Source organism: Jatrophihabitans sp., assembly GCA_036389035.1.
Classification (GTDB): domain Bacteria; phylum Actinomycetota; class Actinomycetes; order Mycobacteriales; family Jatrophihabitantaceae; genus Jatrophihabitans_A.
In genome coordinates this window covers 163,547-178,552 of record DASVQQ010000039.1, presented here as the reverse complement: position 1 = coordinate 178,552, position 15,006 = coordinate 163,547, and the positions used below count along the sequence as shown (strand labels likewise).

Sequence of the window (15,006 nt, the reverse complement as noted above, 5' to 3'; positions counted from 1 at the left end):
TATGATTATCCTGCACTATTCGTTCCATGGCAGTTTCCAGGCGCCAGTCCGTACGCCCGCAGTTGGATGACACGTCCAAGGCCATCGTCGAGCAACTGCAGCAGGACGGGCGCCGGCCCTACGCCAGCATCGGCAAGGCGGTCGGATTGTCCGAGGCGGCGGTCCGGCAGCGGGTCCAGAAGCTGATCGAGTCCGGCACCGTGCAGATCGTGGCGGTGGCCGATCCGCAGCAGATCGGCTTCGCCCGCCAGCTGATGATCGGGATCAACATCGAGGGCGACCTCGAGAGCGCGGCCTCGGCCCTGGCCGAGATTCCCGAGCTGGTGTACGTGGTGCTGACGGCAGGCTCGTTCGACATTCTCGCCGAGGCGGTGGTGGTGGACGACGACCACCTGCTGGAGCTGATCAACGAGCGGATCCGAAAGCTCGCCGGCGTCCGCCGCACCGAGACATTCATGTACCTGAAACTAAAGAAACAAACCTACAACTGGGGTATCGCATGACAGCCAGCAGCTTCGAACCGAGCACCGACTACGACAGCCAGCAGGCCGAGCGGCTCTCCGCCTCGGCGCGGGACCACCTCTGGATGCACTTCACCAGGCTGTCCTCCTACCAGGACTCGCCGGTGCCGATCATCGAGCGGGGTGAGGGCGCCTACGTCTATGACATCCAGGGCCGGCGTTACCTGGACGGGCTGGCCGGACTGTTCACCGTGCAGGCCGGGCACGGCCGGCGCGAGCTGGCCGAGGCCGCAGCCAAGCAGGCCAGCGAGCTGGCCTACTTCCCGATCTGGTCCTACGCCCATCCCAAGGCCATCGAGCTGGCCGAGCGGCTGGCCTCCCACACCCCGGGCGACCTGAACCGGGTCTTCTTCACCACCGGTGGCGGCGAGGCGATCGAGACGGCCTGGAAGCTGGCCAAGCAGTACTTCAAGCTCACCGGAAAGCCCGAGAAGCACAAGGTGATCTCGCGCTACGTCGCCTACCACGGCACCCCGCAGGGCGCCCTGTCGATCACCGGCATCCCCGCGGCCAAGACGATGTTCGAGCCGCTGGTGCCGGGCGCGCACAAGGCCGCCAACACCAACTTCTACCGGGCGCCTGTCTATGGCGATGACCTGAAGATGTTCGGCCGGTGGGCCGCGGACCAGATCGAGGCCGCCATCCTGATGGAGGGCCCGGAGTCGGTCGCGGCGGTCTTCCTGGAGCCGGTGCAGAACTCCGGCGGCTGCTTCCCGCCGCCGCCGGGGTACTTCCAGCGGGTCCGCGAGATCTGCGACAGGCACGACGTGCTGCTGGTCTCCGACGAGGTGATCTGCGCCTTCGGCCGGCTCGGCCCGATGTTCGGCTGCGACAAGTTCGACTACGTGCCCGACATGATCACCTGCGCCAAGGGCATGACCTCGGGTTACTCCCCGCTGGGGGCTTGCATCATCTCCGACCGGCTGGTCGAGCCGTTCCTGGAGGGCACCACCTACTTCCCGCACGGCTACACCTTCGGCGGCCACCCGGTGTCCTCGGCGGTCGCGCTGGCCAACCTCGACATCTTCGAGCGGGAGGGCCTCAACCAGCGGGTGCTGGACAACGAGAACGCCTTCCGCTCGACGCTGGAGAAGCTGACGGACCTGCCGATCGTGGGCGACGTCCGGGGCGACGGGTACTTCTACGGGATCGAGCTGGTCAAGGACAAGGCCACCAAGGAGACCTTCAACGACGACGAGGCCGAGCGGCTGCTGCGCGGCTTCCTGTCCAAGGCGCTGTTCGAGGCCGGGCTGTACTGCCGCGCCGATGACCGGGGCGACCCGGTCATCCAGCTGTCGCCGCCGCTGATCTGCGGCCAGGCCGAGTTCGACGAGATCGAGCAGATCCTGCGCGCGGTGCTGACCGAGGGCGCCAACAAGATCTAGCCGCTGCCGGGCCGGCTGCCGGCGCTCAGTAGCCGGCGCCGGAGCGGATGTGCTCGAAGATCAGGTTGGTCTCGGTCAGGGCGACGTCGGGGTTGCCGCTGAGGTTGACGACGACGAAGTTGCGCAGGTTCTCGGTGTCGCGGGCCGCCACGTGCAGCAGGAAGTCATCGGCGCCGGCCAGGAAGAACACGTTGAGCACCTCGGGCAGCTGCGACACCGTCGCGGCGAACTCGGCGATGTGGCTGCGGGCGTGTGACTGCATGCGGACGGCGATCATCGCCTGGATGGCCCGGCCGACCGCGGCCAGGTCGATGTCGGCGTGAAAGCCGCGGATCACGCCCCGCTCGCGCAGCGACCGCACCCGGCCCAGGCAGGTCGAGGGCGCCACCCCGACCTGTTCGGCCAGGGCGTTGTTCGGCACCCGGGCATCGGCGGTGAGCGCGCGCAGGATCGCGCGATCCACCGGGTCCAGACCGGTTACCAGATCGGCGTCCCGGTCGCCACCGCCGGCGCGTCGAACCCGTCCGGGCTCCCGCATGCTGTTCGGCGGAATGCCAGGCCGACCGGAGCGTTCCGAACTTGACGTGGTCATATAGGCACTCTGACAGAATTAGCTTCAGCGCACTAGTAATCCAGCATGCAAACCTTCATTGTGTGGGGTTAGCTATCCCATATGCTCAAGCGGCGAACAGAGCCCGCCCGGAGTTGCGACTCAGAGCCTGCCCGGAGTTGTCCGGTCCGCACGTCTCATCAGCTGTCAACGTCGATGGAAGAGGACACGTCATGAAGGTCGGCATCCCCCGCGAGGTCAAGAACCACGAGTACCGGGTGGCGATCACCCCCTCGGGCGTCCACGAGCTCGTTCGCAACGGCCACGAGGTCTACATCGAGGCCGAGGCAGGTATCGGCTCCTCGATCCCGGACCGGGACTTCGTGGCGGCCGGCGCGCAGATCCTGCCGACTCCGGACGACGTCTGGGCCACCGGTGACCTGATCCTCAAGGTCAAGGAGCCGATCGCCGAGGAATACGGCCGGATGCGCGCGGACCAGGTCCTGTTCACCTACCTGCACCTGGCCGCCGGGCGCGACTGCACCGACGCGTTGCTCAAGGCCGGCACCACCTCGATCGCCTACGAGACCGTCCAGCTGCCCGACGGCTCGCTGCCGTTGCTGGCGCCCATGTCAGAGGTGGCCGGCCGGCTGGCGCCGCAGGTCGGCTCGTACCACCTGATGCGCCACGGTGGCGGGCGCGGGGTGCTGATGGGCGGCGTCCCCGGCACCTACGCGGCCAAGGTCGTGGTGATCGGCGCCGGGGTGTCGGGCCAGAACGCGGCCACCATCGCGCTCGGCATGCAGGCCGAGGTGCTGCTGCTGGACCGCAACGTCGCCCGGCTGCGCCAGATGGACGCCATCTATCGGGGGCACTGCCAGACCATCGCCTCCAACGCCTACGAGGTCGAGCGGGCCGTGCTGGACGCCGACCTGGTGATCGGCGCGGTGCTCATCCCGGGCGCCAAGGCCCCGACGCTGATCAGCAACGACCTGGTGTCGCGGATGAAGCCCGGCTCGGTGCTGGTCGACATCTCCATCGACCAGGGCGGTTGCTTCGAGGACTCCCGGCCCACCACCCACGCCGAACCGACCTACGCCGTGCACGACTCGGTGTTCTACTGCGTGGCCAACATGCCCGGCGCCGTTCCGCACACCTCGACCTACGCCCTCACCAACGTCACGCTGCCCTACGCGGTGGAGCTGGCCAACCTCGGCTGGCGAGACGCGCTGCGCTCGGACGCGGCCCTGGCCCTGGGGCTCAGCACCCACGCCGGTGAGCTCACCAACCCCCACGTCGGCGAGGCGCTGGGCTATGACAGCCGTCCCATCGACGAGGTGCTCGCATAACCTCAGCCACCGGTTATCGCGGCCTGTCGTTCTGGCATGCCACGGCCGGCGACGAGCTGATCCCTCGCCCGTCGCTGGCCACCGCCGGCCCGGGTGAGCGCAGCGTCGACGTCGCGATCGTGGGCGCCGGCTACACCGGGCTGTGGACGGCGTACTACCTCGCGCGGGCCGACCCGTCGCTGCGGATCGCCATCGTCGAGGCGGAGGTGGCCGGGTTCGGGGCCTCCGGACGCAACGGCGGCTGGTGCTCGGCGCTCTACCCGGTGTCGCTTCCCCGGCTGGCCCGCGAGCACGGCCGCGACGCCGCGATCCGGCAGTACCGCGCCATGCAGGCAACCGTCGCCGAGGTCGGCAGGGTCATCGAAGCCGACAGCCTGGCCGCTGACTGGGCGGCCGGTGGCACCGTCACCCTGGCCCGCAACCAGCCGCAGCTGCGCCGGGCCGTCGAGGAGGTCGAGCAGGCCAGGGCGTTCGGCTTCGGCCCCGAGGACGTCGAACTGCTCGACGCCCGGGCCGCCTCGCGACGGCTGGCCGCCAGCTCGGTGCTGGGCGGCGTCCACACCCCGCACTGCGCGGCGCTGCACCCGGCGAAGCTGGTCCGCTCGCTGGCCCGCCGGGTGGTGGAGCTGGGCGTGAGCCTGTACGAGCAGACCGCCGCGCTGAGCATCGAGGCCGGCCGGGTCCGCACCGTGCACGGCGACCTGCGCGCCGAGCTGATCGTCCGGGCGACCGAGGGATTCACTGCCCGGCTGCCCGGGCACCGGCGTAGCGTCGCGCCGGTGTACTCGCTGATGATCGCCACCGAGCCGCTGCCCCGCAGCAGCTGGGACCAGCTCGGGCTGGCGGCCCGCGAGACCTTCGCCGACTTTCGCCACCTGATCATCTACGGCCAGCGCGGCGCCGATGACCGGCTGCTGTTCGGCGGCCGGGGCGCCCCCTACCACTTCGGGTCCCGGATCTCGCCCGGCTATGACCGGGTGCCGGCGGTCTTCGCCGCGCTGCGCTCCACCCTCGCCCAGCTGCTGCCGGCCGCCGCGGACGCGCCGATCAGCCACAGCTGGGGCGGGCCGCTGGGCATCACCCGGGACTGGCATCCCTCGGTCGGGTTGGACCGCTCGACCGGCCTGGGCTGGGCCGGCGGCTACGCCGGGGACGGGGTGGCCGCGACCAACCTGGCCGGCCGGACCCTGGCCGACCTGGCGCTGGGGCGCGACACCGACCTGACCAGCCTGCCGTGGGTGGGTCACCGCTCACGAGCCTGGGAACCCGAGCCGTTGCGCTGGCTGGGCGCCAATGCCAGCCTGCGAGCGATGAGCTGGGCCGATCGGGCCGAGGACCGCTACGGCCGGCCGTCGCGGCTGGCCGCCATCGTGAACCGGGTGCTCGGCCGATGAGGGAGCATCGCCGATGGACAAGCATGTGAGCGTTCGCGCGAAGAACGAGGAGGACCGATGAGCCGGCCCAGCGAGAACGGCCAGGAGCCTGCGGCAGGCAGCCGTCCTGAGCGGGTGCGGCCGAGCCGGATGGCAGACCGGGTCGGCGCCGATCAGGCCAAGCTGGCGCGGCTGCTCGCCGACGTCCCGGTCGGGCACGTCGGCTTCGTCACCGAGGACGGCCAGCCGTTCGTGCTGCCGATCGCGATCAGCCCGGACGGCCCGGACGTGCTGCTGCACGGCTCGACCGGCTCGCGGTGGTTGCGGCTGCTGGCCACCGGCATCCCGGTGTCGCTGGCGGTGACCGCGCTCGACGGCATGCTGGTGGCCAGGTCCGCTTTCGAGTCCTCGATGCATTACCGCAGCGCGGTGCTGTTCGGCCGCTGCGTCGCGCTGCAGGGCGAGGACAAGGTCAGCGCCCTGGACCTGCTCACCGACGCGCTGATCCCGGGCCGGGTCGCCGAGGTGCGCCGGCCGAGCGCCAAGGAGCTGGCCGCCACCCTGGTGCTGCGGATGGCTGTCGAGGACTGGAGCCTCAAGGTCTCCGACGACCAGCCCGACGACCTGGCCGAGGACGTGGCCGGGCCGGCCTGGGCCGGGATCCTGCCCCTGGTCAGCCGCTACACCGCGGCGCTGGACGCCCCGGACCTGCGTCCGGGGATCGAGGTGCCGCCCTCGGTGCGCCGGATGCTGCAGCCGGACAGCTAAGACAGCTAGAGCAGCCGGACGGACGGTCGGTCAGGGCGGTGCCGGGCAAGCGGCGACGGACGGCTAGGCCGAGGACCGGGTGCGGCGTTCCAGGGCGACCTCGAACGGTTCTCCGATCGCCCAGATCGACTCGAAGGCGCACTGCAGGCTGCTGGTCAGCGCCGCGTGCTCGACCAGGATGTTGGTCGAGGTCAGCGCGCCCGCGATCGGGTCGGTCAGTGAGAACAGCGCCCGGTGCCCGTCGGCCAGGCACAGCTTCATCGGCACCTCTTCGGCGACCCGGGCCCCCTCGCCGGCCTTGATGAACTCCAGGATCTCGGCGACCACCTCGGGGTTGTCCAGGATGCTCGGCTCGTAGATGCAGCGGACGTCCCCGCCGGCCTGCACGATCCGGCGGGTCGCTTCCAGGCCCAGCGGGTTGTTCGGCATCGCGTACGGGGACTTGGAGAACGTCAGCAGCGACCGTTCCGCCTCACGCTGCAGGTCGCGGAACCGGGCGCCGACCATGCCCGGGTCGCGCAGCACCTCGACGTAGTCCAGTGGCGCGGTCTCCTGACGGCCGGCGGACCAGGTGTCGCGCAGGTGGGTGGCCAGGCTCGTGGAATGCGACTCCAGGCCGGCCAGGGCCTGGCGTTGCACTGCCAGCAGCCGCTCGACGGCGGCCTCGGGGTCGGTGGCCGCGTACCTGGTGACCGGTCCGGGCCAGTCCCGGGCCAGCCCCCGCGAGACCAGGCTGTTGAGCACGTCGTAGATGCGCTGGCGTGGGATGCCGGCCTCGTTGGCCAGCTCGGACGCGGCGTAACTCTCCCGCTGGATCAGGGTCAGGTAAGCCTTCGCCTCGTAGCGCGTCATCCCGAGCTGCACGAGGCCGTGAACATGGGTGTTCGGATCTGCCATGAGCGAACCGTACCTAGGTATGCGCCGGTTTGCGGCGATCATCGTGGCTAATCATGCGTGAGCCTCCTCTGCCGAGCCTGTCCGGCTGATCACGCCAGGGCCGCCAACTGCCCGCAGGCGCCGTCGATCTCCTGACCGCGGGTGTCGCGAACCGTCACCGGCACGCCATGGTCGCTCAACCGGGCCACGAACTCCTGCTCGACCGGCTTGGGTGAGGCGTCCCACTTCGAACCCGGGGTGGGGTTGAGCGGTATCAGGTTCACGTGCGCCAGCCGGCCGGACAGCAGGGTGCCGAGCAGGTCGGCGCGCCACGGCTGGTCATTGATGTCGCGGATCATCGCGTACTCGATCGAATACCGCCGCCCGGTGCGCGCGGCGTAGGCGTCGGCGGCCTCGAGCACCTCGCGCACCTTCCAGCGGGTGTTCACCGGCACCAGGGTGTCGCGCAGCTCGTCATCGGGAGCGTGCAGCGAGACCGCCAGCGTGACGTTGAGCCCCTCATCGGCGAGCTTGCCAATGGCTGGCACCAGGCCCACCGTGGAGACGGTGACCGACCGCTGCGACAGGCCCAGACCGGCCGGGGCCGGGTCGATCAGCCGGTGCAGCGATGCCACCACCCGCTGGTAGTTGGCAAGCGGCTCCCCCATCCCCATGAACACCACGTTCGACAGCCGGACCGGCCCACCGGGCAGTTCGCCCGCCGCGGCCACCCGGGCGGCCGCCGCCACCTGCTCGACGATCTCGGCGGTGGACAGGTTGCGGTTCAGGCCGCCCTGGCCGGTGGCGCAGAACGGGCAGGCCATTCCGCAGCCGGCCTGGCTGGAGACGCAGACCGTGAGCCGGTCGCGGTAGCGCATCAGAACGCTCTCGACCAGGGTGCCGTCGTGCAGCCGCCACAGCGTCTTGCGGGTGGTGCCCTGGTCGGTCTCGACGTGGCGCACCTCGGTCAGCAAGGGCGGCAGCAGGGCCGCGCCGAGCCGGTCCCGGACCGCGGCGGGCAGATCGGTCATGGCCGCCGGGTCGTTCTCCAGCCTGCTGAAGTAGTGCCGGGACAGCTGGTCGGCGCGGAACGGCTTCTCGCCCAGCTCGGTGACCGCGGCCCGGCGCTCGGCCGGCGAGAGGTCGGCGAGGTGGCGCGGGGGCATCGCCTTGCGCGGGGTGTCGAAGATCAGCGGGAGCGAGGTCATCAGGTGTTCCATTCTCCCACGATCGGCTCTGGTCGGCGGCCATGGCCGAGGTGGGCGTCGCGCGGCCTCAGCCGGGCAGGAACGCGGCCAGCAGCAGGTAGGCCACCGGGGCGCACGGCAGCAGCGAATCCAGCCGGTCCATGACGCCGCCGTGACCGGGTAGCAGCTTGCCCATGTCCTTGAGCCCGAGGTCGCGCTTGATCATCGACTCCCCCAGATCGCCGAGGGTGGCGGTGGCCACGATCGCGACGCCGAACAGCGCCCCCTGCCACCATTGCTGGTGAAAGCAGAACACCATCATCAGCACGCCCGCGATGCTGCCGGCCAGCAACGAGCCGAAGAAGCCCTCCCAGGACTTCTTCGGTGAGACGGTGGGCGCCATCGGGTGCTTGCCGAACAGCACGCCGACCGCGTACCCGCCGGTGTCCGAGCACACCACCGTGAGAACGAACAGCACGATCCGGGCGGCCCCGTCGTCGGCGTGGGCCATCAGGGTGGCGAAGCCGGCCAGGAACGGGATGTAGAGCGCGACCAGATTGGCGCTCGCCACGTCCCGCAGGTAGCCGGACGCGCCGTCGGCGAGCCGCCAGATCGTCACCCCCAGCACGGTCAGCAACAGCGCGCCGACCAGGCCGTCCGGGCCGCGGAACCAGGCCGCCGCCTCCATCGCGAGCACGCCGGCCAGCAGCGGCACCAGCGGCGGGCGCGCCTCGACGGTGCCGACCGCGGTCACCATCTCGTACACCCCGATGGCCACCGCGATGCTGAGCAGGACCACGAAGCTGGGACGGTAGACAGCCAGCGTGGCGACGACGAGCAGGGCCAGGGACGCGCCGACGCCGATCGCGGCGGGCAGGTTGCGCCCGGAACGGTTCTTGCGCGGCGGCTTGGCGATCTCGGGGGTGCTGATCGACGCCGCGGCGGCCTCGGTCGGGCTGACGGGCCGCCGGCCGTTGGGGGCCTCCGGCGGGTGTGGCGTAGCGGTGGTCAGCGCTTGGCCGGTGCGCTGCGGCTCCACCAGCGCCAGGCCGGTGCGGGCCGGCTTGTCCGAGCCGGTGGAGCGTGCCGTCTCGACGACCCGCAGATGCCGGTCCGGCGGCGCGGTCGCAGCGGGCGGCGCGGCTGACTCGACGGTCGCTGCCGGCGGCGCGGTTGTTGCGATCGGCGCGGTTGTTGCGGTTGCCGGCGGCGCGGTTGTTGCGGCTGGGTCGGCGTCTGACGGCGCGGCCTCGGCAGCTCGGGCTGCTCGCCGGCTAGAACGCGAGGACCGCGGACCGGCCTCGGACGAGGCGGCCTTGGACCGGGCGATCAGCTCAGCCGCCGACACTCCGGCGCCTCCGCCGTGCCGGCCGGCAGCGGCGGGCTGCGCCGGCTCATCAGCCGGCGGTTGGACGCTGTCGGTCATCAGACCTCGAGGAGCTCGGCTTCTTTGTGCCTGACCAGGTCGTCCACGGCCGCGACGTACTTGTCGGTCACCTTCTGCAACTCGACTTCGGCGCGGTGGGCGTCGTCCTCGCCGACCTCGCTCTCCTTGTCCTTGACCAGCTTGCCGAAGGTGTCGTTGGCGTGCCGGCGCACCGCCCGGATGGAGACCTTGGCGTCCTCGCCCTTGCTCTTGGCCACCTTGACCAGCTCGCGGCGGCGCTCCTCGGTGAGCTGCGGGAAGATCACCCGGATCAGGTTGCCGTCGTTGCTCGGGTTGACGCCGAGGTCGCTGTCGCGGATGGCCTTCTCGATGACCTGCAGCTGGCTGGCGTCATAGGGCTTGATGACGGCCATCCGGGCTTCCGGGGTGCTGACCGAGGCCAGCTGCGGAAGCGGGGTCATGGCGCCGTAGTACTCGATGTTGATCCGGGCGAAGCTGCTCGCCGCCGCCCGACCGGTGCGAAGGCTGGTCAGGTCGTCGCGCAGGACGGTGACCGCCTTCTCCATCTTTTCTTCGGCTTCGAAGAGCGTCTCGTCGATCACGTCAATCTCCTGGTTCTTGCGTTACGGCCGGACAGGCGGTGAGCAGTCAGTCCTCGGGGCCGACCAGGGTGCCGATCTTCTCGCCGCGGACCACCCGGGCGATGTTGCCGTCGGCGAGATCGAACACCACGATCGGCATCCCATTGTCCCGGCACAGGCTGAAGGCGGTGGCGTCGGCGACCTGCAGCCCGCGGTTGAGCACCTCGTCGTAGCTGATGGTGTCGAACTTGACGGCGTCCGGGTTGGTCCTGGGGTCAGCGTCATAGACGCCGTCCACGCCGCTCTTGCCCATCAGCAGCACGTTGCAGCCGATCTCCAGCGCGCGTTGCGCCGCGGCGGTGTCGGTGGAGAAGTACGGCATGCCGGCGCCGGCGCCGAAGATGACGACCCGGCCCTTCTCCAGGTGCCGCTCAGCCCGGCGGGGGACGTAGGGCTCGGCCACCTGCCCCATCGTGATCGCGGTCTGCACCCTGGTGGGCACGCCTGCCTTCTCCAGGAAGTCCTGCAGCGCCAGGCAGTTCATCACGGTGCCCAGCATGCCCATGTAGTCGGCGCGGTCACGGTCCATGCCGCGCTGGCTGAGCTCGGCGCCGCGGAAGAAGTTGCCGCCGCCGACCACCACCGCCACCTGGGTGCCGGAGTCGTTGACCTCGCCGATCTGCCGGGCGATCGAGGCCACCACGTCCGGGTCGACGCCGACCTCGCCGCCGCCGAACACCTGGCCGGACAGCTTGAGCATCACCCGCCGGTAGGGGTCGCGCTCGGGACGGGCGACGGCCTCGACCGGCGCTGGGCGCGTGGTCGCGACGTCGCTCAGGTCGATGTCCGGGTCCTGCGACGACAAAAGGGCCGCCTGTCCGGTCTCGGTCATGACGGCCCCTCTCGTCGTACGAACGTTCCTTAATCCTGCCTCATGATGGCCCGAATCGCGGACAACGGCTCGGCCGCGATCAGGGTGCTTCTCAGGCTGCGCCGACCTCGAACCGGGCGAAACCGGTGAGCTTCACGCCGGCCTCGTCCATCATGGCCTTGACCGTCTTCTTGTTGTCCTGGACCGCTGACTGCTCGAGCAGCACGCCGCCCTCGGACTTGAAGAAACCGTTCAGGCGGCCTTCGACGATCTTGGGCAGCGCGGCATCGGGCTTGCCCTCCTCGCGGGCGGTGGCCTCGGCGATCCGCTTCTCGTTCTCGATCGTCTCGCTCGGCACGTCCTCGCGGGTCAGGTACTGGGCCTTGAGGGCCGCGACCTGCATCGCCGCACCGCGGGCGGCGTTGACGTCGTCGCCTTCGAAGGCGACCAGCACGCCGACCTGCGGCGGCAGGTCGCTGGACTTGCGGTGCAGGTAGGTCGCGACCTTGCCGTCGAGCTTGACCGCCCGGCGCAGCTCGATCTTCTCCCCGATCACCGCGTTGAGGGCCTCGATGTTCTGGGCCACGGTCTTGCCGTCGACCAGCTGCTCGTTCAGCAGCGACTCGGCATCGGTGGCCGAGGAGCCGACGAAGTGGGCGACGATGTCGCCGGCCAGCGTCTGGAACTGCTCGTTCTTGGCGACGAAGTCGGTCTCGCAGGCCAGCTCGATCATGGCGTTCTCGGCAGCGGCGACCAGGCCGTTGCTGGTCTGGCGCTCGGCGCCGCGCTTGGCGGCCTTGCCGGCGCCCTTGATCCGCAGCTCCTCCACGGCCTTGTCGAAGTCCCCGTCAGCGGCTTCGAGTGCCTTCTTCGCATCCATCATTCCGGCGCCGGTGGCGTCCCGGAGCTTCTTCACGTCGGCGGCGCTGATTGCCATCGTTAGGTGTCCCGTCTCTCGTGTAGTCGAAGTGGGTCTGAAGGGTGGTTGCCGCGCTGCTGGCTGAGCCTGGCTCGCCCATGGCGAGGGCGTCCGGCCTCGTCGAGACGGACGCCCTCGGCGACGGTTGCCTGCTCAGGCAGTCGGCTATCAGGAAGCGGTCGTGGCGTCCGCGTCGTCGGCCGGGGCTGCTTCGGCCGGAGCCGCGGCAGGTGCTGCTTCCTCGGTCGGGGCTGCGGTCTCCTCGGCCGGAGCCGCGGCAGGTGCCGCTTCCTCGGCCGGAGCTGCGGCAGGCGCGGCCTGCTCGGTCGCCTCGGCTGGCGGAGTCGCCTCGGCTGCGGGAGCAGCTGCCGCGGCGGGGGTGGCCTCGGGTGCCTGGGTCGGCTTGAGCAGTTCGGTCTCCCAGTCGGCCAGCGGCTCGTCCGCCGCCAGCACGCCCGGCTCGGGCTTCTCGTCGCGGCCGGCGTTGGCGGCCAGGCCGGCGCGCTGCATCAGGCCCTCGGCGACCGCGTCGGCGATCACCCGGGTCAGCAGTCCGGCGCTGCGGATCGCGTCGTCGTTGCCCGGGATCTTGTAGTCGACCTCGTCCGGGTCGCAGTTGGTGTCCAGGATCGCGATGACCGGGATGTTGAGCTTGTGCGCCTCGGCGACCGCCAGGTGCTCCTTCTTGGTGTCGACGATCCAGACCGCGCTGGGGGTCTTGGTCATCTCGCGGATGCCGCCGAGGGTGCGCTCGAGCTTGATCTTCTCGCGGGTCAGGATGAGCTGCTCCTTCTTGGTGGCGGTGCCCTCCCAGCCGTTCTCCTCCATCGCCTCGAGTTCCTTCAGGCGCTGCAGCCGCTTGTAGACGGTCGAGAAGTTGGTGAGCATGCCACCGAGCCAGCGCTGGTTGACATAGGGCATGCCGACCCGGGTCGACTGCTCGGCGATCGCCTCCTGCGCCTGCTTCTTGGTGCCGATGAACAGGACGGTGCCGCCGTGGGCGACCGTCTCCTTGACGAATTCGTAGGCCCGGTCGATGTAGCCGATCGTCTGCTGCAGATCGATGATGTAGATGCCGTTGCGCTCCGTGAAGATGAACCGCTTCATCTTCGGGTTCCAGCGCCGGGTCTGGTGTCCGAAGTGGACTCCGGAGTCGAGCAGGTTCTTCATGGTGACGACGGCCATCGGGCGCGTCCTCCTTGCGTTCGTGCGCGGGCGCCCTGACGGGCGGCTGCGCGGCCTCGGTTGTCGTGATCGGACCGGATGGTCGATCACCCTGGTGCCGGGTATCGCGGCCAGCGCCGGCTGGTGAGAGCCGGACCGAAGTTGGCCGCTACCTGCTGACGATCGGCAGGTGGGCACGCGAAGTCACCCGGCTTTCACCGGGCGCAGGGGAAGTCTAGCGTCCCGGCCGCTGTGGCACACAATCGCGGTGGCGAGCGGGGTGGGCGGGGCGGTATCCGTTGCCGGCTCGGGCGCTTGTGGACAGCCTGCGGTTCCGGCGGTCGGGCTGTCCACAACTTGGTGGGGCAGCCGCCGTCGGGCGTCCTACACCCGCAGGGTGGGCGGATGCACCTGATGAGCGCGGCGATCGTGGCGATGGTCCTGGCGGCGAGCGGGAGCGCTCCGGCCGCTTCCACCGCCCGGAGCGGGCCGGCCGGGGTGGTTGAGGGGTCGGGGGTTGTTGCGGTGACGGGACCGGTTGCGGTGTCGGCGGCGGCCCCGCCGCGAGGATCCGTCGATCCGCTCTACCACGCGCCGTTGGGCGGTGGAATGCGGGTGCGGACGCCGTTCAACCCGCCTGCTGACCGGTACGGCCGGGGTCATCTGGGGGTTGATCTGACGGCCTCGGCCGGAGTCGAGGTGCTGGCCGCCGGTGCCGCGACGGTGCGCTTCGCCGGGCCGGTGGCCGGTCGTGGGGTGGTGGTGCTGGTGCATCCGGACGGCGTCAGCACCGTGTACGAGCCGGTGGCCGCCGTGGTGGCGCCCGGGCAGCGAGTGCTGGCCGGCCAGCGGATCGGCGTGCTGCGCGGCGCCCACCGCAGCTGCGCGCCGGCGATGTGCCTGCACTGGGGCGCCCGCCGGGGCGAGGCCTACCTGGACCCGATGTCGTTGCTCAGGCCGCTGGGGGTGGTCCGGCTGCTGCCCTGGAACTAGCCTCAGCCCTCAGCGACTCTGCCGCCTCAGGCGGATCGCTCGCGCCTGAAGCCGGCGAGAACCCTCCCGAAGGCGGGTAGAGCCTCCGCAGCTCGCTCAGGCTCGCGGATGGGCCTGCTCGAAGCTGGTGCGCAGCCGGTCGACGGAGACGTGGGTGTAGATCTGGGTGGTCGCCAGGCTGGCGTGCCCGAGCAGTTCCTGGACGGCCCGCAGGTCGGCGCCGCCGTCGAGCAGGTGGGTGGCCGCGCTGTGTCGCAGACCGTGCGGTGACAGGCCTGAGCCGCCCGCCAGGTCGGCGGTGACCTCGTTGACCACCCGGCGTGCCGCCCGCTGGTCGAGCCGGCCGCCGCGCCGCCCCAGCAACAGCGCCTGGCCGGACGCCGGAGTGGCCCACTTCGGCCGGCCCTGCTCCAGCCAGCGTTGCAGGGCGTCCGCGGCCGGCACCCCGTAGGGCACGGCGCGCTGCTTGTCGCCCTTGCCGATCACCCGCAGCACCCGGCGGTTGCGGTCCAGGTCGGCCAGGTCCAGGCCGACCAGTTCGGCTACCCGGATGCCGGTGCCGTACAGCAACTCCATGACCAGCCGGTCGCGCAGCTGCTCGGGCTCGTCGCCGCCGAGCGAGTCGATCGCCTGCCCTGCCTCACCGGCTGACAGCACCGCGGGAATCGAGCGGTGCGGCCGGGGGCTGACCAGCAGCTCGGCGACGTCGGCGGCGATCAGCTGGTTCTTGAACGCCCAGGTGCTGAACGTCCGGGCGGCAGCCGCTCGCCTGGCCAGCGTGGTGCGCGACGCCCCGGCCTGGTGCTGGCTGCCAAGCCAGCCGCGCAGCAGCCGCAGGTCCAGGGCCCGCAGCTCGGTCTCACCGGTGGAGCGCAGGTGGTGCAGCAGCTGGGTGATGTCGCCCAGGTAGGCCGCGACGGTGTGCGCGGACCGGTTTCGCTCCAGCCGCAGGAACCGCTCGAAGTCGGCCAGTATCCCGAGCAGGTCCGGCCCCAGCTCCTGGCGCAGCGCGGCCACGTCGACCCGCCGGTGACCTTGGCGAGCAGCCGCGGCGCTGGAGGACCCGGTCATGCCGCTGACAG

At 70.7% G+C, this 15,006-nt stretch carries 15 protein-coding genes; 6 read left to right on the top strand and 9 right to left on the bottom strand.

Annotated elements, in window-relative coordinates:
- Window positions 1-26: 26 nt before the first annotated feature.
- Both VF557_19555 and VF557_19550 read left to right on the top strand, forming a co-directional pair.
- Complete coding sequence (locus VF557_19555; protein ID HEX8082413.1) at window positions 27-503, top strand: Lrp/AsnC family transcriptional regulator; 477 nt, start codon at window positions 27-29, stop codon at window positions 501-503.
- Window positions 500-1,906: an aspartate aminotransferase family protein gene (locus VF557_19550; GenBank protein HEX8082412.1), complete on the top strand. Its 1,407-nt coding sequence runs from the start codon at window positions 500-502 to the stop codon at window positions 1,904-1,906. Before VF557_19555 ends, VF557_19550 begins: the two co-directional genes overlap by 4 nt.
- Window positions 1,907-1,931: 25 nt before the next feature.
- Here VF557_19550 and VF557_19545 read toward each other — a convergent pair whose 3' ends face one another.
- Window positions 1,932-2,498, bottom strand: coding sequence for an Lrp/AsnC family transcriptional regulator (locus tag VF557_19545; protein ID HEX8082411.1), 567 nt, complete (start codon window positions 2,496-2,498; stop codon window positions 1,932-1,934).
- Between the two features lie 191 nt (window positions 2,499-2,689).
- Here VF557_19545 and ald point away from each other — a divergent pair, with 191 nt between their 5' ends.
- From ald to VF557_19530, 3 genes are read left to right on the top strand one after another with little or no spacing between them, the layout of a single operon-like run.
- Window positions 2,690-3,805 carry an alanine dehydrogenase gene (gene ald, locus VF557_19540; GenBank protein ID HEX8082410.1) on the top strand — a complete coding sequence of 372 codons (1,116 nt, stop codon included), beginning with the start codon at window positions 2,690-2,692 and terminating at the stop codon, window positions 3,803-3,805.
- On the top strand, window positions 3,802-5,199 hold the full coding sequence (locus VF557_19535) for an FAD-binding oxidoreductase (GenBank protein ID HEX8082409.1): 1,398 nt from the start codon (window positions 3,802-3,804) through the stop codon (window positions 5,197-5,199). Before ald ends, VF557_19535 begins: the two co-directional genes overlap by 4 nt.
- 57 nt (window positions 5,200-5,256) lie before the next feature.
- Window positions 5,257-5,946, top strand: coding sequence for a pyridoxamine 5'-phosphate oxidase family protein (locus tag VF557_19530; GenBank protein HEX8082408.1), 690 nt, complete (start codon window positions 5,257-5,259; stop codon window positions 5,944-5,946).
- Window positions 5,947-6,009: 63 nt separating this feature from the next.
- Here VF557_19530 and VF557_19525 read toward each other — a convergent pair whose 3' ends face one another.
- The 7 genes from VF557_19525 to rpsB form a co-directional block, all read right to left on the bottom strand.
- Window positions 6,010-6,843 carry a helix-turn-helix domain-containing protein gene (locus VF557_19525; protein ID HEX8082407.1) on the bottom strand — a complete coding sequence of 278 codons (834 nt, stop codon included), beginning with the start codon at window positions 6,841-6,843 and terminating at the stop codon, window positions 6,010-6,012.
- A gap of 89 nt (window positions 6,844-6,932) precedes the next feature.
- Complete coding sequence (gene rlmN, locus VF557_19520) at window positions 6,933-8,030, bottom strand: 23S rRNA (adenine(2503)-C(2))-methyltransferase RlmN (GenBank protein ID HEX8082406.1); 1,098 nt, start codon at window positions 8,028-8,030, stop codon at window positions 6,933-6,935.
- A gap of 67 nt (window positions 8,031-8,097) precedes the next feature.
- On the bottom strand, window positions 8,098-9,435 hold the full coding sequence (locus VF557_19515; protein HEX8082405.1) for a phosphatidate cytidylyltransferase: 1,338 nt from the start codon (window positions 9,433-9,435) through the stop codon (window positions 8,098-8,100).
- Window positions 9,435-9,998: a ribosome recycling factor gene (gene frr, locus VF557_19510; GenBank protein ID HEX8082404.1), complete on the bottom strand. Its 564-nt coding sequence runs from the start codon at window positions 9,996-9,998 to the stop codon at window positions 9,435-9,437. Before frr ends, VF557_19515 begins: the two co-directional genes overlap by 1 nt.
- Window positions 9,999-10,044: 46 nt before the next feature.
- On the bottom strand, window positions 10,045-10,869 hold the full coding sequence (gene pyrH, locus VF557_19505) for a UMP kinase (GenBank protein ID HEX8082403.1): 825 nt from the start codon (window positions 10,867-10,869) through the stop codon (window positions 10,045-10,047).
- A 91-nt stretch (window positions 10,870-10,960) separates the two neighbouring features.
- Window positions 10,961-11,785 (bottom strand): translation elongation factor Ts, encoded by an 825-nt coding sequence (gene tsf / locus VF557_19500; protein HEX8082402.1) that lies wholly within the window; start codon window positions 11,783-11,785, stop codon window positions 10,961-10,963.
- 150 nt (window positions 11,786-11,935) lie between these two features.
- On the bottom strand, window positions 11,936-12,952 hold the full coding sequence (rpsB, locus tag VF557_19495; GenBank protein ID HEX8082401.1) for a 30S ribosomal protein S2: 1,017 nt from the start codon (window positions 12,950-12,952) through the stop codon (window positions 11,936-11,938).
- 504 nt (window positions 12,953-13,456) lie between these two features.
- On the opposite strand from rpsB, the gene VF557_19490 reads away from it, so the two are divergent.
- Window positions 13,457-13,924 (top strand): M23 family metallopeptidase, encoded by a 468-nt coding sequence (locus VF557_19490; protein ID HEX8082400.1) that lies wholly within the window; start codon window positions 13,457-13,459, stop codon window positions 13,922-13,924.
- A gap of 96 nt (window positions 13,925-14,020) precedes the next feature.
- Here the strand turns inward: VF557_19490 and VF557_19485 are convergent, their stop codons facing one another.
- Window positions 14,021-14,995: a tyrosine-type recombinase/integrase gene (locus VF557_19485; GenBank protein HEX8082399.1), complete on the bottom strand. Its 975-nt coding sequence runs from the start codon at window positions 14,993-14,995 to the stop codon at window positions 14,021-14,023.
- Window positions 14,996-15,006: the final 11 nt, after the last annotated feature.